General features: G+C 29.1%; 20 protein-coding genes and 1 riboswitch. Of the genes, 18 read left to right on the forward strand and 2 right to left on the reverse strand.

Translation table 11 applies throughout. The annotated features are described in order from the left end of the window. Positions 1–102: 102 nt before the first annotated feature. The 7 genes from BUA90_RS06905 to BUA90_RS06935 all read left to right on the forward strand — a co-directional run bounded on the left by BUA90_RS06905 (position 103) and on the right by BUA90_RS06935 (position 5580). A complete protein-coding gene (locus BUA90_RS06905) occupies positions 103–1578 on the forward strand; it encodes an NAD(P)/FAD-dependent oxidoreductase (protein ID WP_072966971.1) in 1476 nt (491 codons plus the stop codon). 17 nt (positions 1579–1595) lie between these two features. Continuing rightward, positions 1596–2861: an NAD(P)/FAD-dependent oxidoreductase gene (locus BUA90_RS06910; RefSeq protein ID WP_094756781.1), complete on the forward strand. Its 1266-nt coding sequence runs from the start codon at positions 1596–1598 to the stop codon at positions 2859–2861. After that, positions 2862–3230: a DUF1667 domain-containing protein gene (locus BUA90_RS06915; protein WP_072966974.1), complete on the forward strand. Its 369-nt coding sequence runs from the start codon at positions 2862–2864 to the stop codon at positions 3228–3230. A 258-nt stretch (positions 3231–3488) separates the two neighbouring features. Then, positions 3489–3800: an ArsR/SmtB family transcription factor gene (locus tag BUA90_RS06920; RefSeq protein ID WP_072966976.1), complete on the forward strand. Its 312-nt coding sequence runs from the start codon at positions 3489–3491 to the stop codon at positions 3798–3800. 1 nt (position 3801) lies between these two features. Beyond that, positions 3802–4797 carry a permease gene (locus BUA90_RS06925; protein WP_072966977.1) on the forward strand — a complete coding sequence of 332 codons (996 nt, stop codon included), beginning with the start codon at positions 3802–3804 and terminating at the stop codon, positions 4795–4797. A gap of 22 nt (positions 4798–4819) precedes the next feature. Beyond that, on the forward strand, positions 4820–5050 hold the full coding sequence (locus BUA90_RS06930) for a thioredoxin family protein (protein WP_072966979.1): 231 nt from the start codon (positions 4820–4822) through the stop codon (positions 5048–5050). A gap of 95 nt (positions 5051–5145) precedes the next feature. Continuing rightward, a complete protein-coding gene (locus BUA90_RS06935) occupies positions 5146–5580 on the forward strand; it encodes a MarR family winged helix-turn-helix transcriptional regulator (RefSeq protein WP_072966981.1) in 435 nt (144 codons plus the stop codon). A 60-nt stretch (positions 5581–5640) separates the two neighbouring features. Here BUA90_RS06935 and BUA90_RS06940 read toward each other — a convergent pair whose 3' ends face one another. Then, on the reverse strand, positions 5641–5811 hold the full coding sequence (locus BUA90_RS06940) for a 4Fe-4S binding protein (protein ID WP_072966983.1): 171 nt from the start codon (positions 5809–5811) through the stop codon (positions 5641–5643). Between the two features lie 231 nt (positions 5812–6042). Between BUA90_RS06940 and BUA90_RS06945 the strand changes: the two genes are divergently transcribed. The 7 genes from BUA90_RS06945 (at position 6043) to BUA90_RS06975 (ending at position 13658) form a co-directional block, all read left to right on the forward strand. Then, entirely contained in the window at positions 6043–6852 is an 810-nt protein-coding gene (locus BUA90_RS06945) for an Asp23/Gls24 family envelope stress response protein (RefSeq protein ID WP_072966985.1), read from the forward strand. 266 nt (positions 6853–7118) lie between these two features. Then, a complete protein-coding gene (gene gdhA / locus BUA90_RS06950; RefSeq protein ID WP_072966987.1) occupies positions 7119–8486 on the forward strand; it encodes an NADP-specific glutamate dehydrogenase in 1368 nt (455 codons plus the stop codon). A gap of 123 nt (positions 8487–8609) precedes the next feature. Further along, positions 8610–8789, forward strand: a riboswitch (cobalamin riboswitch). A 217-nt stretch (positions 8790–9006) separates the two neighbouring features. After that, positions 9007–10053, forward strand: a complete 1047-nt coding sequence (cobT, locus tag BUA90_RS06955) for a nicotinate-nucleotide--dimethylbenzimidazole phosphoribosyltransferase (RefSeq protein ID WP_072966989.1) — start codon at positions 9007–9009, stop codon at positions 10051–10053. A 91-nt stretch (positions 10054–10144) separates the two neighbouring features. Continuing rightward, positions 10145–11026 carry a DNA-3-methyladenine glycosylase family protein gene (locus tag BUA90_RS06960; protein WP_072966991.1) on the forward strand — a complete coding sequence of 294 codons (882 nt, stop codon included), beginning with the start codon at positions 10145–10147 and terminating at the stop codon, positions 11024–11026. 449 nt (positions 11027–11475) lie between these two features. After that, positions 11476–12003: a dCTP deaminase gene (gene dcd, locus BUA90_RS06965; RefSeq protein WP_072966993.1), complete on the forward strand. Its 528-nt coding sequence runs from the start codon at positions 11476–11478 to the stop codon at positions 12001–12003. A gap of 18 nt (positions 12004–12021) precedes the next feature. Beyond that, the gene (locus BUA90_RS06970) at positions 12022–12642 is read left to right on the forward strand and encodes a metallophosphoesterase (protein ID WP_072966995.1); all 621 of its coding nucleotides are present in this window, start codon (positions 12022–12024) and stop codon (positions 12640–12642) included. Positions 12643–12656: 14 nt separating this feature from the next. Continuing rightward, positions 12657–13658 (forward strand): hypothetical protein, encoded by a 1002-nt coding sequence (locus tag BUA90_RS06975; protein WP_072966997.1) that lies wholly within the window; start codon positions 12657–12659, stop codon positions 13656–13658. A 62-nt stretch (positions 13659–13720) separates the two neighbouring features. On the opposite strand, the gene BUA90_RS06980 is transcribed toward BUA90_RS06975, so the two are convergent. Then, on the reverse strand, positions 13721–14266 hold the full coding sequence (locus BUA90_RS06980) for a helix-turn-helix domain-containing protein (protein ID WP_072966999.1): 546 nt from the start codon (positions 14264–14266) through the stop codon (positions 13721–13723). Between the two features lie 332 nt (positions 14267–14598). Between BUA90_RS06980 and BUA90_RS06985 the strand changes: the two genes are divergently transcribed. From BUA90_RS06985 to groES, 4 genes are all read left to right on the forward strand, one after another. Further along, complete coding sequence (locus BUA90_RS06985; RefSeq protein WP_072967001.1) at positions 14599–15999, forward strand: amino acid permease; 1401 nt, start codon at positions 14599–14601, stop codon at positions 15997–15999. A 67-nt stretch (positions 16000–16066) separates the two neighbouring features. Continuing rightward, a complete protein-coding gene (locus tag BUA90_RS06990; protein WP_072967004.1) occupies positions 16067–17143 on the forward strand; it encodes a M24 family metallopeptidase in 1077 nt (358 codons plus the stop codon). 213 nt (positions 17144–17356) lie between these two features. Further along, complete coding sequence (locus BUA90_RS06995) at positions 17357–17932, forward strand: CD3073 family putative ECF transporter S component (protein ID WP_094756782.1); 576 nt, start codon at positions 17357–17359, stop codon at positions 17930–17932. Between the two features lie 372 nt (positions 17933–18304). After that, positions 18305–18589, forward strand: a complete 285-nt coding sequence (gene groES / locus BUA90_RS07000; RefSeq protein WP_072967006.1) for a co-chaperone GroES — start codon at positions 18305–18307, stop codon at positions 18587–18589. The last annotated feature ends 11 nt before the right edge of the window (positions 18590–18600 follow it).

The following is an 18600-nucleotide window of genomic DNA, read 5'->3' on the forward strand; positions in this document are numbered from 1 at the left end:
TAGTGAAAGGCAAGAGAATGGGAGAGCCACATAAGAAAACCTTTTTTAAGGTTTGCTTATGTGGCTTTTTGTTATTTTCAATTTAAACAGGGAGGTTTATATATGTATGATGTTGCCATAATAGGAGCTGGTATAATTGGAACTTTTATATTTAGGGAACTTTCAAGATATGATTTAAAAGTAGTATTAATTGAAAAGGATTCAGATATAGCAGATGGAGCAACTAAGGCTAATAGTGCTATTGTTCATGCAGGATATGATGCTGTTCCGGGAACACTTAAAGCAAAATTTAATGCACTTGGAAATCCTATGTTTGATAAAGTCTGTGAAGAGTTAGATGTTCATTTTAAGAGAATAGGTTCTTTAGTAATAGCTACAAATGAGGAGGAAATGGAAGTTGTAAAAGAATTATATGAGAGAGGAATAAAAAATGGTATTCCCAATATGAAAATTTTAAATAAAGAAGAAGTAAGAGAAATGGAAGAAAACTTAAATGAGGATGTTTTAGGTGCGTTATATGCTCCTACAGCTGGAATAGTAAGTCCTTGGGAATTAGCTGTTGCTCTTGCTGAAAATGCAGTTGATAATGGTGCGGATATTAAGCTAGAAAGTGAGGTAACAGATATTAAAAGAACTTCAGAAGGATACTGCATATATATGGGAAAAGAAATATTAAATACAAAATATATAATAAACTGTGCAGGAATTTATGCAGATAAGATAAATGAGATGGTTGCCTCAAAGACTTTTGAAATTAGACCAAGAAGAGGACAATATAATGTTTTAGATAAAAGTGTTGGAAATCTTGTAAAACATGTTATTTTTCAAGCACCAACAAAGCTTGGTAAGGGAGTCCTTGTAACACCTACTGTTCACGGCAATTTATTAGTAGGACCTGATGCTGAAGATATAGAAGATAGAGAAGATACATCTACAACTAGTGAAAGAATTGCCTATGTTAGACAAACTGCTAGAAAAAGTGTTAAGGATATACCTTTTAACCTTACTATTACAAGTTTTGCAGGTTTAAGAGCTAAATCTAGTACAGGTGATTTTATCATTGAAGAATCTAAAGAAGCAAAGGGATTTATAAATGTTGCAGGGATAGATTCACCGGGATTGTCTTCTGCTCCGGCAATTGCTGAATATGTTGTAGATATAGTAAAAGATATTGCAGGTGGTTTAAAAGAGAAGGAAAACTTTAATCCTAGAAGAAGACCTGTAATTCGATTTATGGAATTAAGTGATGATGAAAAGGCAGAACTTATAAAGAAAGACCCTAGATATGGAAGGATTATTTGCAGGTGTGAAAGCATAACAGAAGGTGAAATTGTAGATGCAATTCATAGAAATGCAGGTGCAAGAACTGTAGATGGAGTAAAGAGAAGAGTAAGACCAGGTATGGGAAGATGCCAGGGCGGATTTTGCGGACCAAGAGTAATGGAAATCCTTGCAAGGGAATTAGGAAAAGATATTAAGGAAATTGTTAAAGATGGTAAAAGTTCTTATATTTTAGTAGGAGAGACGAAAAAGGCAGATAAAGTAATTGAAGAAGTAAAAGAAAATAAACTGGCATGATAATAAGGGGGATTAATATGCTTAATTATGATATTGTAATAGTAGGAGGAGGTCCTGCTGGACTTGCAGCAGCTATCGAAGCCAAAAAAAATGGTGTAGATAATATATTAGTAATAGAAAGGGACAGAGAATTAGGAGGAATTTTACAGCAATGTATTCATAATGGTTTTGGACTTCATATATTTAAGGAAGAATTAACAGGACCTGAATATGCAGAAAGATTTATAAATGAATTAAGAGAATTAGGGATTGAATATAAGCTAGATACAATGGTTTTAAATATAAGCAGAAATAAAATAGTTAGTGCAATTAATACTACTGATGGATTTATGACTATAAAAGCAGGTGCAATTATACTTGCCATGGGATGTAGGGAAAGAACTAGAGGAGCAATAAATATTCCGGGTACTAGACCAGCTGGAATATTTACTGCAGGAACTGCACAGCGATTTGTAAATATGGAAGGCTATATGGTAGGCAAAAAAGTGGTAATATTAGGTTCTGGAGATATAGGACTTATAATGGCTAGGAGAATGACTCTTGAAGGTGCACAGGTGCTTGCAGTAGCTGAACTTATGCCTTATTCAAATGGGCTTACTAGAAATATAGTTCAATGTCTTGATGATTACAATATACCTCTTTTACTTAGTCATACAGTGATAGATATTAAAGGTAAAGATAGAGTAGAGGGTGTTGTTATTGCAAAAGTAGATGAAAATAGAAAACCTATTCCAGGTACAGAAAAATATTTTGAGTGTGATACATTACTGTTGTCTGTAGGGCTTATTCCAGAAAATGAATTATCTATAAATACAGGTATAGAAATTGATTCTGTAACTTCAGGACCTGTTGTCAATGAATCAATGGAAACTAGTATAGAAGGAATATTTGCTTGTGGAAATGTAGTACATGTTCATGATTTGGTAGATTTTGTAACTGAAGAAAGTAGAAGAGCTGGTAAAAGTGCAGCTAGATTTGTTAAAAATGAGTTAAAAGATAGTAGTAAAGAATTGAAAACTAAGGCAGGAAAAGGTATAAGGTATATTGTTCCTCAAAAAGTTAGGATAGATAATATTGATAAAGAGTTAGAAGTTTTTATGAGAGTTGATAATGTATATTCAGATATGAAGATGAAAGTTAGTATAGATGGAAAAGAAATAAAATGTATAAAGAAAAAACATCTTGCTCCCGGAGAAATGGAGAGAGTAAAAATTAATAAAGAGGATTTATTGGCTTTAGAAGGTGAGCAGATAATCATTTCTCTTGAAAAGGAGGGAGCTTAAATGGATAAAAAAGAAATGGTTTGTATTGTATGTCCTTTAGGATGTAGATTGACTGTTACAAAAAATGATGATGAATATACAGTTACTGGTAATAAATGTAATAGAGGAAAGGAATATGCTATTAAAGAGATGACTAATCCAACGAGAGTTCTTACAACTACAGTAAGAATTAAAGATGGATTATTAAATAGAATACCTGTAAAGACAAATAAACCTGTTCCAAAAGATAAAATATTTGAGTGTATGCAGATTATAAATTCGATTGAAGTTCAAGCACCTATAAAAATGGGAGAAATTATTATAAAAGATATTTTAGGAACTGGTGCAGATATAGTAGCATCAAGAAGTATGATAAAACAAATTGGCTAAAGGCGTCTAATGACGCTTTTTTTGCTGTATAAGAGCAGAAAATTAAGAATTAAGAGTTAAGAATTAAAAATTAAGAATTATAAAAAGCACTAGAGATTTGATTTGGAAACTTGGAACTATTAGGCTAAAAAGGCATTAAAAAGAGATTTATTTTTAGATAAATTATTGACAAACAAATAAGAAAGAAATATAATGATGATGGAAATATATTAGAAAATCATAATATATTAATATTATAAAGAAAGGGTGGATGATTTATTGAATTTATTAAATATGGAAGTAGAGGTTTTAAAGGCTTTAGCTCACCCAACAAGACTTCAAATAGTAAAAAAATTATCTAAGGGAACATTGTGTGTTTGTGAATTAAATCAAGATATAGAATTAAGTCAGTCAAATCTTTCTCAACACTTAAAAATACTTAGAGATGCAAATATACTTATTCAGGAAAGAGATGGAACTAGAATTAATTACAGTATAAAAGATAAAGAGATATTAGAAATTGTAAAAATAGTTGAAAAGTTGGTTCAAGAAGAAATAAAAAGGATTGCCAGTCAATTAGGAGGAATATAAAATGCTTAGCTGGATTAATAATATTTTAAAATTTACATGGCTTTACAAATTGATTGAAAGACTTGTAGAAAATGTGTTCAAAGTACCTATGTCTACAAGACTTGGTTCGAGCATACACTTTTTTATTTATGATACAATAAAAATAATTATTTTATTAGCTATAATGATTTTTACTATTTCATATATCAGAAGTTATTTTCCACCGGAAAGAACTAAAAAAATATTGAGTAAATTCAAGGGAATAACAGGAAATATTATGGCATCTCTTCTAGGTATAGTGACACCTTTTTGTTCATGTTCATCAGTTCCAATTTTTATAGGATTTGTTGAAGCAGGAGTTCCTTTAGGTCTTACATTTTCATTTTTAATTACATCACCTATTGTAAATGAGGCTGCTTTTGCTATTCTTTTGGCATCTTTTGGCTGGAAGATAGCAATTGTATATGTTATAACAGGTGTTGTTGTAGGAGTTATAGGAGGATTAATAATTGGAAGGCTTAATATGGAAAAGGAAGTAGAAGAATATGTATATCAAATACAGATGGGAGAAACAGAAATAGAAAAGTTAACAACAAAACAAAGAGTTAGATTTGCCATTGATAACGTTAGAGATATAGTGAAAAGAATATGGTTATTTTTGATGATAGGTATAGGAATAGGTGCAGTTATTCATGGATGGGCACCAGCACCAGTTCTTGCTAAATATGCTGGACCAAACAATCCATTTGCAGTATTAGTAGCAGTTGTAATAGGTATACCGCTATATTCAAATGCGTTGGGAACAATACCTATAGCAGAAGCGTTAATTAATAAAGGCGTTGGAATAGGTACAGCTTTGTCATTTATGATGGCTACAACTGCACTGTCATTGCCAGAAGTAATATTACTAAGAAAAGTTATTAAACCTAAACTTATAGCTGCTTTTATAATAATTACAGGTATAGGTATTATTTTAGTTGGATATTTATTTAATGGGATTGCCCATTTATTAATATAAAAATATTTAAGGAGGAATTAAAATGGTTATAAAAGTATTAGGTTCAGGATGTGCAAATTGTAAAAAACTTGAGGAAAATGCTAAAAAAGCAGTAGAAGAATTAGGTATTGATGCTACTATTGAGAAGGTAGAAGATTTTGCTGAAATAATGAAATATGGAGTAATGAAGACTCCGGCTCTTGTAGTAGATGAAAAGGTAGTAATAAAGGGAAGAGTTGCAAAAACTGATGAAATAAAAGATATATTAAAATAAGAAATACTATTTTTATAGTAAAAAAACAGCAGTATTTGCTGTTTTTTTTTCTTTATGCTATAATTAATTGAAAACTATTATCAGTAGGTGGTTTTATGGCCAATTATTATAAAGAGATAAATAAAATGATTGAAAAAATAATACATAATATTATAGTTTTAGATAAAAGAGGTTTTAAGTTAGGTTTAAAGGGGGAAGTTTTATCTTTTCTCGATATATATATAATTAAAATTATTGGGCAAAATAGCATGATGTCTATATATAATTTAGTTAATAAAACAGGGGTAGATAGAGGAATAATAGCATCTGTAGTGAATAAAATGGTAGCAGGAGGGTATTTTAAAAAGGAAAAATCAAAAGATGATAAAAGAGTTTATATGGTAATGCTTACTGAAGAAGGTAAAAAAGTATATGATAAAATTATTGATAATCAAAATAATTTATTGGAATTTATACTTAGTGATATAACACTTAATGAAGAAAAGGCATTACTAAAGTTTTTAAGTAAGGTCAATCAAAAGACGATATAAAAAACTTAAATGAAAAAGGTTAAGCCTAAGCTTAACCTTTTTAAGCTTTATGTATATATATTACTCTGCTTGAGGAGCGTCTACTGGACAAACATTAGCACAAGCTCCACAATCAATACATGCAGCAGCATCAATTACATATTTGTCATCTCCAGCACTAATTGCATTTACTGGGCACTCTGGTTCACAAGCTCCGCAGCTTATACAAGCATCAGTAATTTTATAAGCCATTTTAAAGTCCTCCTTTTAATTAATGATTAAAAATTAATTTTGCTACTGATAGCATTATACAGTATAATTAATACAGCAAACAATAAACCTATTTAAAAAAATCAAAAAAAAATCTAAAATATAATGATTATCATTGTATTTATATATATATTGTATAGGAGTTGTTAGAGTATAGAAATAGTAATCGATGAAATAATTTATTAGATAATTTGTTGGAGGTAATAGTGATATATGAAAGTAATAGCTCTTGTAGGAAAAAGTGGAACGGGGAAAAGTTATAAAGCTTTATCTTTAGCTCATGAAAAGGATATAGAATATATTATAGATGATGGTTTGTTAATTAGGGAAAATAAAATAATAGCTGGCAAGTCAGCTAAAAGAGAATTAACTAAAATATCAGCTGTAAAACGAGCACTTTTTTTAAATGAGGAACATAGAAAATCAGTAATAGATGCTATAGAGAGAGAAAAACCTAAGAGTATATTAATACTTGGAACTTCTGAAAAAATGGTTAGAAATATATCAGAAAATCTTGGAATTAATTATATAGACGAAATAGTTTATATTCATGATATATCTACTGAAGAAGAAATAAAATTAGCTCAAATATCTAGAAATAAAGAAGGAAAACATGTTATACCTGTTCCGACTTTTGAATTAAAAAAACATTTTTCTGGATACTTTTTAAATCCTTTGAGGATTTTTAGAAGAAAAAAGGATAATACTTTGCAGGTATCGGAAAAGTCTGTAGTTAGACCGACTTATAGTTACAGGGGGAAATATGTAATATCTGATAAAGCAATTATACAGATAATAAAATTTGTAGGACAAAATACAGAAGGTTTTTATAAATTTACTAAAATATATATAAAAAATTATCCACATGGAATAGTTGTAGACATAGATGTAATTTTAAGTTATGGAAATGTAGTGACAACTGTTATTAAGAATTTACAAAAGCATATAAAAAGAGAAATAGAAAATATGACATCTATAAATGTATTGGCAATAAATGTATGTGTAAGAAGTTTAAAAATATAATATTGATAAAATGTTTACAAATATGTATATGTATGTTATAATGCAGTTGTGAAGGGGGAAAGGAAATTTTTAAGTAAGCTCAAGGAAAACGTTTTACCTTGTGTTTTCCCGTAATTTCCAATTAAATACTGTCCCTTTGAAGTAAATTTTTTTATTTGAATTATTATTTGATTATTTATTGAATTTATTCTTTTGTCATGTTTTTGGTGGCAAAAGAAAGAAAATAAAAATTAATTTTTATTAGCAAAACAAGGGGGTTTCTTCCAATGGCAGGTCAAAATCTAAATGCAAAAGAGTATATTAAAGAAGTAATTGAGAAAGTTAAAGCTAGAAATGCTAGCGAACCTGAGTTTATTCAAGCAGTTGAGGAAGTACTAGTTTCTTTAGAGCCGGTTTTAGAAAAGCATCCAGAGTATATAGAAGCTAATTTATTAGAGAGAATTACTGAGCCTGAAAGACAAATAATATTCAGAGTTCCTTGGGTAGATGATAGTGGTAAGGTTCAAGTAAATAGAGGTTTTAGAGTTCAGTTTAATGGAGCTATAGGACCATACAAAGGAGGTTTAAGATTTCATCCTTCCGTATATATTGGAATTATCAAGTTTTTAGGATTTGAACAAATTTTTAAAAATTCATTGACTGGTCTTCCAATAGGTGGAGGTAAAGGTGGTTCCGATTTTGACCCAAGAGGAAAATCAGATGCTGAAATTATGAGATTTTGTCAAAGTTTTATGACTGAACTTTATAGACACATTGGACCAGATGTTGATGTTCCAGCTGGAGATATTGGAGTTGGTGGTAGAGAAATTGGATACCTTTATGGACAATATAGAAGAATTAGAGGAGCTTTTGAAAACGGGGTTCTTACTGGTAAAGGTTTAGCATATGGTGGTAGTTTAATTAGACCTGAAGCTACTGGTTTTGGTGTAACTTATTTTGCTCAAGAAATGTTAAAGCATGAAGGAGAAACTTTTGAAGGTAAGACTGTTGCTATATCAGGATATGGTAATGTTGCTTGGGGAGTATGTCAAAAAGTTGCTGAATTAGGGGGTAAAGTAGTTACTCTTTCAGGCCCAGATGGATATATTTATGACCCAGATGGAGTAACTGGAGAAAAGATAGACTATTTAGTTGAAATGTTAAAAGAAAATAAAGGTGCTAGAGTTAAGGATTATGCAGACAAGTACGGTGTAGAGTTTTTCCCAGGAGAAAAACCATGGGGAGTAAAAGTTGATATAATAATGCCATGTGCTATACAAAATGATATTACTTTGGAACATGCTAAGAAAATTGTTGCTAATGGTATTAAGTTTGTAGTTGAAGGTGCAAATATGCCATGTACAAATGAAGCAATTGAGTACTTCCAAAAGAACGGAGTGTTGGTAGGACCTGCTAAAGCTGCTAATGCCGGTGGAGTTGCTACTTCAGCTCTTGAAATGTCACAGAATAGTATGAGAATGTCTTGGACTAGAGAAGAAGTAGATAAGAAGCTTCATGAAATAATGGTTAACATTCATAATAATGCTATGAAAGCAGCTGAAGAATATGGATTCGGATATAATTTAGTTGCTGGTGCGAATATAGCTGGATTTTTAAAAGTTGCTGAGGCTATGCATGCACAAGGAAATTACTAAAATTGTATAAAATAGATGTATAAACTTGTTTAATGAAGGAGAACCTACAAAAATAATTTATAGTAGGTTCTCTTTTAGTAGCAGGAGTTTTTTTAGATATGTAGAATAGATTTAAATATATAAGTCAATATAAAAATTATAGGTGCCCATTTTAGGGAGAATAGGGAATGGAGTGGAAATCTCCAGCGGACCCGCCACTGTAAAGGGGAGCCTTTAAACACTATGCCACTGGATATTAATCTGGGAAGGCGTTTGAAGGTGTTGAACCTGAGCCAGGAGACCTGCCTATAATTTATTGACTCATGAATGATGGTAAAGTTCATGGTTTGTTTGTCATGCACAAATAAACTATGAACTTTTTTTGCATAAAAATAAAAGTTTAAAAAGCAAAATCAAGTTAGTTTAGTAATTAAAAATTATAAAAATTTTATAAAATTGACATTAAAAATTAAAGGATAGAATTTTAATGTTATTATATAAGCTAAAAAATAAATTTTAAAATATAGAGGGAGGAATAATTATGATTTTGTTAAAAGAAACTATTAAAAGGATTGGTGAGCTTGATAGTAAAGCCATGGAAAAAGCAAAAGAAAGAGTAGATAATCTTATCAAGCCACCTGGGAGTTTAGGAAGATTAGAAGAGATAGTTATTCAGCTAGCAGGAATAACAGGAGAAATTTATCCAAAGGTGGATAAAAAAGCTGTTATAGTTATGGCAGCAGATCATGGAGTATTTGAAGAAGGAGTTGTAGTATTTCCACAAGAAGTAACAGAAATTCAAACAAAAAATATGGCAAGAGGAGTTACTGGCGTTTGTGCATTAGCAAAGTATGTAGGGGCTGATGTAGTACCGGTAGATATAGGAGTAAAAGTTGATATAAATGAACCTGGAGTGATAAATAAAAAAGTAAAATATGGAACAGATAATATGGCTAAAGGACCTGCTATGAGCAGAGAGGAAGCTATAAGAGCTTTAGAAGTTGGAATAGAGGTTGCTGAGGAGCAGATTAAAAAAGGTAAAAACATTTTAGCAACTGGAGAAATGGGAATATGTAATACTACTCCTAGTGCTGCTATTGTTTCAGTTATAGGTGGATATGACCCTTTTGAAGTAACTGGAATAGGAGCAAATTTTCCAGTAGATAAACTTAAATACAAAGCAGGGGTAGTAAAGAGAGCTATAGAAGTAAACAGTCCTAATCCAAAGGACGGGATAGATGTCCTTGCTAAAGTTGGTGGACTTGAAATAGCTGGAATGGCTGGAGTAATGCTTGCTGGAGCTGCTAATAGAATACCGGTAGTAGTAGATGGATTTATTTCTTCAGCTGCTGCTCTTATAGCATGTACTATAGAACCAAAGACTAAGAATTTTCTTATACCTTCTCATGCTTCAAAGGAGAAGGGAGCGATATATGCATCAGAGCTTTTAGGATTAAAACCTATGCTTTATATGGATATGAGACTTGGAGAGGGAACAGGAGCTGTACTTGCTCTAAGTTTAATCGAATCAGCTACATATATGAATAATGAAATGATTACATTTGCTGAGGCTGGTATATCTGTATAATTGATAAAAAAGTATATTTTAGTTTAAGTTCTTTTAATGAGAGTTGCAGACTGATATAATAGTTGTAAGTTGATTTTTGAGGTGATATTAAATGCATGTAAAAGAAATAGAAAATGGTATAGTTTTAGAGAATATAAAGGATTTTGAGCTACCTCATATATTTGAATGTGGACAATGTTTTAGATGGAATAAGGAAGAGGATGGGAGTTATACAGGAGTAGCTTTTGGAAAGGTAATAAATTTAAGAAAAGAACATGATAAGGTTTATATTGATAATACGAATTATAACGATTTTAAAAATATATGGCATAGTTACTTTGATTTAGATAGGGATTATGGAAAAATAAAAGAAAAATTATCTGCAATTGATGAAACAATGAAAACTTCTGTAGAATTTGGTTATGGAATAAGAATACTTAAGCAAGATGAATGGGAAACTCTTATTTCTTTCATAATATCTGCAAATAATAGAATACCAATGATAAAAAGGGCTATAGAAGCTTTAAGTGAAAATTATGGCAGTTATATAGGAAATTATAGAGGAAAAAAATATTACAGTTTTCCAAAACCAGAAAAATTATATAATTTAAGTCTTGAAGATATTAATTTTAAAGGTATAGGGTTTAGAGGAAAATATATATTAAATGCAGCAAAACTTGTAGTAAATAAGGAGATAGATATTTATAATTTGAAAAATTTAGAGACCTTTAAAGCAAGAGAAGAATTAATGAAGTTTTCTGGTGTGGGACCTAAAGTTTCAGATTGTGTGATGTTTTTTTCAATGGATAAAAGTGATGCATTTCCTATAGATGTATGGGTAAAAAGGGTTATGGAGTATTTTTATGTTCCGGAGGGGACAAGTTTAAAAAAAATACAAAAATTTGCTGAAGAGAAATTTGGAAATTTAGCCGGATTTGCACAACAGTATTTATTTTATTATGCAAGGGAGCTTAAAATTGGAAAAAATAAGTGATATATAATAATTAAATTTGTAAATTTTATTGAGATGACAAATTTTAGTATTTTTGATAGATTAAAAAATTGTTGAATATTTGAATTTAAAAAAATAGCCTTTGACAAATTTAGTCAAAGGCTAAAGTTTTATTTATTGACAACATTTTTTGCATAAAATTTGTCGATTAAAATGTCGATAAAAAATGATATTATTTTCGACAAAAAATAATATATAATAAAAATATGAATTCGACATAATTTTGTTTATTATATAGGTTTATAATTATGAAAATTAAGGTTATTAATTTTTATTTAGTTTGAATATAATATTGAATTTGGAAATTATTTACAGAGTGAAGTGTAAATAAAATTTTAGTATTGAAAGACTTTTATATATTTAATTTTATGGTATATGCTTTTTTTCTTTTATTGAGTTTTGATGATAGATTTTGAGAGGGAGGAAAAAATATGATACTTTCTGGTAAAGAAATAAAAAATAAACTTGGAAAAGAAATAGTAATAGAACCTTTTAATGAAAATCAATTAAATCCAAATAGTTATAATTTAAGACTTCATAATGAATTATTAGTTTATGAAAATAATATATTGGATATGAAATCTGAAAATAAGACTAAAAAAATTATTATTCCTCCAGAAGGATTGATTCTTGAGCCTAATAAACTTTATTTAGGAAGAACAGTTGAATATACGAAGACAGATAAATATGTTCCAATGCTGGAAGGACGTTCTTCTATAGGGAGATTAGGTTTATTTATTCATGTGACGGCAGGGTTTGGCGATGTAGGTTTTTGTGGATATTGGACGTTAGAAATATTTTGCATACAGCCAATACGAGTATATCCAAATGTAGAAATATGTCAGATATATTATCACAGTATAGAAGGGGATTATGAAAAGTATTCAAGCGGTAAATATCAAAATAATAAAGGTATACAACCTAGTTTGCTCTATAAAGATTTTGAGATAAAAAAATGATGAATAGAGGAAATTCTGATGAAAAAAAGATTTAAAGAGTTTTTTTATTATCTTTTTGGTGGTATATATATACCGAAGGAATTAGTAAATACTAGAGAAAAGATATTGCTTCATATATCGGATACACCGGCTATGCTTTACAGAGGACTTGATAAATTTATAAGAGAATTAAGACCTAATTATATCGTTCATACAGGAGATATTGTTGATAATATTAAGTTAGAAATATATCCTAATAAAATTTGTGAGTATAGAAAAAATTTAAAAAAAATAATAGATATTTTAGAAAGTTCGAGAGCAGAAAAGATATATATTTCATTGGGAAATCATGATAATAAAGAAGTTGTAAATAGTTTAATTAAAAGAAGTATAATTATAGAAAAAAGCGATATTATCAATATAGAGGGGATAGAGATTAAAGTTAGCCATTTTCCAGATGAAATTTTAAAAGATTCTAGAAAATATAATTTATTTGGTCATGATTTAACTCTTAAAACTAAAATAAAAGATGAAAAAGTGTATTTAAACGGTATATCAAGCATAAATGTGTTATTGTTTAAAAGCGAAAAAATTTTTACACTTCCATATCCATTTGGAACAGATGATAGTCGTTTGTGTAAAGGAAAAACAGGTTTTTAGCAGGGGGGAATAATATGTTATCACTTATAAGAAGTGGTCCTAAATTTCTTATAATAGAAAGTTTGTATATAAAGGAGTTAAAAAATTATTTAAAAGAAAATTTTGATTCATTAGAAACAGATATGAATACTGCACTTGAAAAATCTAACGAAACTTCTACAGTAGTAATTTTAACAGAAAAAATGAAGGAAATAGTTAGATTTGGTGATATAGTTGATATATTAGTTGTATATTGTCTATCTGATATAATCTTAAGTAAAATCATTAATGATAAGAGATATGATTTATTAAAAAATATTAGAATTGCTCCAAGGATAATTGTAATGAAAACTTTTGGAGACACAGAAAGAATTATAAAAGAGATTCAGAAAGATTATGGGGGTATTACTGGAAAACTTGAGGATTTATTAGAAAAAAATAACTGTGGTAGTGTAGTTGTATTTACACAAAATAATTTAAATAAACCTTTAAGACTTGAAAATTTATATGATAAGTCTATATACATAAATGAAAATTTTCCTGAACTTATAAAACAGCTTAAAATTCATGATCTCAGATACCTCAATTTAGGTTTAGGAAATAGAGATTGGTATGAATTAAAAATAAAAATATATGATAGCTATGGAAATTATTCAATGCATTATAAAAGACTTATTAAAGTAATTGAACAATTAGATTTAGGACTTATATTGGGCGAACGTTGGGGAACTGATGCAGCTTTAATATTTTTGAGTGTTGGAACTTATTGTATTAGATTTTTTACTTTTTATGAACCTGAATATATAAAAAAAATTCTTTTGGGATTAGAGCATTTAGATGACGGGACGAGAATAGTTGATATTGATTTATATAATAAGAGGAGAAAGATACATTGGAGTGATTTAAAAGACAGAGGAAGTATGTCTAGACAAGAATTGAGTAAAAAATATAGAAATGAAATATTTTCAAAATTAGATGATGATGTGATTGATGAAATTATTAAATTAGAAGAAAAAATACTTGAGAAAAAATGTTAATATGGTAGACGGTTCTTTTTTAAAAATTATTTTGTGATTAAAAGAACCGTCTTTTAATTATTTTAAAAAATAACTGGAGTTAAAATACTTAAAATTTTAGTATTTTTTTCAAGTGGGTTTATCCAAAGATGAGTAATTTCGGATGGATAATGAATAGAGTCTCCTGCTTTTACAATATAGTCTTTCCCATCTAAATTGACTAAAAGAAGTCCTTCTAGTACATATATAAATTCTTCACCGGGATGATTAAATTTATGTCCATGTTTTTCTCCCGGAGGAATAGTAACTATAATAGCTTCTAAAATCCTATCTGGAAAATTTCCGCTTAGTCTAATAAATTCTGAGTTAGAACCTTCTATTTTGAAAGGTTTTTGTTCACTCGATTTTACAAGAAATTTATGATTATCGAAGTTTTTAAAAAAATACGACATGGGAACATTTAAAGCATCTGCAATTTTTTTGAGTGATGTTATAGCTAAAGATGAACTTCCCCTTTCTACTTGCGAAAGGAAACTTACAGATAGACCTGTTTTTTCACTTAAATCTTTTAAAGTTAAATTTTGTTCTTTACGTAAATTCCTAATTTTTTCTGAAATTTTATCAATCATTTTTTACCTATCCTTTAATTTTTTTTATTAAGTGAAAGTTACTATTAAGTTTATTATAAAACAAAAAGAATTTCAATAAAAAATAAAAATTAGATTTTAAGTATATTAAAATGATTTTAATATATAAATTACATGACAAATTATTTTTATGCAAATACTAAAAAAATTACTGTAAAATTGAAAAAATTATAGAAATATAAAAAACATTATGTTATTATATTAAATGTAATTGAAATTTTTTTAAAATTTTTTAAAGTCTTTCTAATTTATTTTATACCCCGGGGAAAATTAGAAATATTTAAATCATATGAAAAAGAGGTGGAGGAGATTTTATGAAAAAAACTATAGGATTTTGGGATTTAGTTTTCATGAATATAGCAGCGTTATTTGGTGTTAGATGGATGGCTGTTGCAGCTGGATATGGAGCAGGTTCTGTTTTTATGTGGCTTCTTGCAGCATTTTTGTTTTTCGTTCCAAGTGCTCTTGTTGCATCAGAACTTGCAGCTACATATCCTCGTCAAGGAGGTATGTTTATATGGGTTAAGGAGGCATATGGAGAAAAATGGGGATATATGGTTTCTTGGCTTAACTGGACAGCTAAGATATTTTGGTATCCAGGTTATCTAACTTTTATTACAGTATCATCTGCATATGTTATAGGAAAACCTGAGTTAGCAGAAAATAAATTATTTGTAATACCTATGGTACTTGGAGTATTTTGGTTTATAACAATTGTTAATCTTAAAGGTTTAAGTCTTGGGAAATGGTTTTCAAATATAGGTGGACTATTGGGAAGTATAGTTCCTTCAGTACTACTTATAGGGCTTGGTTTTGCTTCAGTATTTATTTATAAAAATCCAATAGCTACTTCATATACACTATCAAATCTTATACCGGATTTTAGAGATAGTTCTAATATTTCTATGTTATCTTCTCTTATGTTTGCTATGGCAGGTGTTGAAACTACAGCAGCATTTGCAGGAGAAGTTAAAGATGCTCAAAAGGTATTTCCAAGAGCTATATTTACATCAGCTGCATTGGTGGCTGGACTTTATATAATTGGAACAATGTCTATTACTTTTATGATGACTCCAGATAAAATAGGAGCAGCTAGTGGATTGATGGAAGCATTTAGGCTTATTGCTGAAAAACTTGGTATAGGAGGATGGTTTATAAAATTTATAGCTGTACTTGTTGTTGTAAGTGGTTTTGGTGGGTTGAGTGTGTATTTAATGTCACCAACTACAATGTTATTTGAAAGTGTAAAGCAGGGAGTATTTCCTGAATTTTTAACAAAAGAAAATAAATATGGTGTACCACAAAATGCACTTATAGTTCAAGCGATAGGTGTTTCTATAATAATGCTTCTTATGGTATTATTACCTTCTGTAAATGCTATTTATTCTATATTGGTAACTATGACTGCATTAACAAGTTTAATTCCATATGTACTTCTTTATGTATCATTTTTATCATTAAGAAAAAATAGACCTAATGAAGAAAGACCATTCAAAGTTTCTAAAAATCCATCTGTGGCAAAAACAGTAGCTATAGTTGGCTTATTATGTTGCTTACTTGGTATGGCACTTGCATTCATACCATCTGACGAATATAGTACAATAACACAAAAACTTATTTATGAAATAGAGATAATAGGTGGAGGTTTCTTTGTGAGTTGGCTTGGAATTCTTATTTGGAATAGATATGAGAAAAAATTAACGAAATCGATATAAAAAGATAAAAATATATTTAAATTAGGTTAGAATAAAATTATATTTATAAAAGGAAAGGAGAAGAAAGATGAATAAAAAAAGGTTAGAGAAAGTTATAAAAAATATGGAAAAATACAATATTGACCAAATGATAGTAACTTCTTCAGACTCTATATTTTATTTATTAGGTGAGTGGATTCATCCAGGTGAGAGAATGCTTGCACTTTTTATTGATACAAATGGAGAAGCTAAATTGTTTGTAAATGAACTGTTTCCTATTACTAAAGATTTGGGGGTAAAAGTACATATTCATAAGGATACTGATAATCCTATAGATGATTTAGCCGAAGTGATAGATGAGAGTAAAGTTGTTGGAATAGATAAAGAATGGCCTTCTCGTTTTTTAATTAGTCTTCTCAAGAAAAAAAATGGATTGAAAGTGGAAAATGGTTCAATAGTAGTAGATGAAGCTAGAATGATAAAAGATGAACAAGAAATTGAATTAATGAGAAAAGCTTCAGCTATAAATGATAAAGCCATGGAAGAAATAATTGAATTTATAAAAAAAGGATGCAGTGAAATAGAAGCTTCTAAAAAATTAGCTGAGATATATTCAAAATATGGATGTAGTGGTTTTTCATTTGAACCTCTTATATGTTATGGAGCAAATGCTGCTGAACCTCATCATGCATCAGATAATACAGAACTTAAAGAAAATAGTTGTATTATTATAGATATTGGGTGTATTAAAGACGATTATGCTTCAGATATGACTAGAAGTTTATTTTATGGAAAACCAGATGAAGAATACAAGAAAATATATGATTTAGTGTATAAAGCTAATAAAGCTGCAATTGAGGCAGTTAAACCGGGAGTTAAGTTTAGTGATATAGATAGAGCAGCGAGGAAAGTTATAGAAGATGGAGGATACGGTAAGTATTTTATTCATAGAACAGGACATAATATAGGAATTAATGTACATGAATATCCTGATGTTAGCTCATCAAATGATATGGAAGTTGTTGAGGGAATGGTATTTTCAATAGAACCGGGAATTTATTTAGAAGGTAAATATGGTGTGAGAATAGAAGATTTAGTAGTAGTGACAAAAGATGGATGTGAAGTTCTCAATAAATTTACTAAAGACCTTATAGTATTTGATTAGGTTAAAAGGATGGCACTGAATACGGTTTTTGTAAGTTATTTTGTAAAATAAGAACCGTAATCAGTGTCATTTTTAATTTTTTGTAATGTTTAGCAGTAAATTATTATACTTTTTTATATTTAAAACTATAATTATAAAATTTTTTAATTTCACAACTTTCCAAAAAATTACTATAATTGTAGGTGTGATAAAAACTATTGGGAGGGATAAATATTGAAAAATTCACCATTTAAATCTACAAATACTATGATTTTTGCTTCATTGGGAATTGTAATTAATATTGTATTTGGAACAGTTGTACAAACTCTTCAAATTCCATTGTTGTTTTTAGATACAATAGGAACTATTTTTGTAGCTGCAGTATTGGGACCTTTTGCCGGAGCATTAACGGGAGGTTTAACTAATATTATTCAAGGAATGATTACTAATCCTAAAAATATTCCTTTTGCAATTGTAAATGTTGCAATCGGATTAATTGTCGGTTTTATTGCTAAAAAATATAAATTTGATTATAAAGTTGCGGTAATTACAGGAATTATTTTATCAGTAATAGCACCATTGATAGGAACGCCAATAGCTGTGTTAGTCTTTGGAGGAGTTACAGGTGGGGGAACTGACCTTATTTTTGCATGGCTGTTGGCAAGCGGACATAAGATATTTACTGCTGCATTTATTCCGAGAATAACAGGTAATATTATTGATAAAATAGCTAGTTCTTTATTAGTTGCTTTTTTGATAAAAAAACTGCCTTATGATTTAATTTCAAAAAAATCTGCCAGAAATGCATAACAAAAAAGAAAATAGTGTGTTTAATTTAGCAGTTTGTTGAATTTTTATTTTATGCTGTAATTTTCAGTTTGTATGATTTTATTTAAGCATTAGAGTTAGTCATAAAAAATACTTGATTTTATAATAGATAGAAAATACAAGAAAAAAACAGAAAAAAAGAGATATTAGAAGTAATAATTAGATAATATTCTAAAATAATGAATAATTTATATATATTTCTGTAAATAGTTATAAATAGAGTTTGCGTAAAAGCTGTATATATTATACATTAATATTGTAATTAGCACTCATGTTAAGTGAGTGCTAATAAAATGAATTTAAAAGTTAATTTGAGTAAATATAAATCAATATTAACATTAAGGAGGGGTTATTATGAATATCAAGCCATTAGGTGATAGGGTTGTTATTAAGAAGTTAGAGGCTGAAGAAAAGACAAAAAGTGGTATAGTACTTCCAAGTCAGGCTAAAGAACAACCTCAAATAGCAGAAGTAGTGGCAGTTGGACCAGGTGGAATGGTAGACGGCAAAGAGGTAAAAATGGAAGTAAAAGTTGGAGATAAAGTAATATTCTCAAAGTATGCTGGAACTGAAATTAAGCATGATGGAGAAGAATATACTATTTTAAGACAAAGTGATATTTTAGCAATAGTTGAATAGAAAAAATACGG

Source organism: Caminicella sporogenes DSM 14501 (assembly GCF_900142285.1).
In the GTDB taxonomy this organism is placed as follows: Bacteria; Bacillota; Clostridia; order Peptostreptococcales; family Caminicellaceae; genus Caminicella; species Caminicella sporogenes.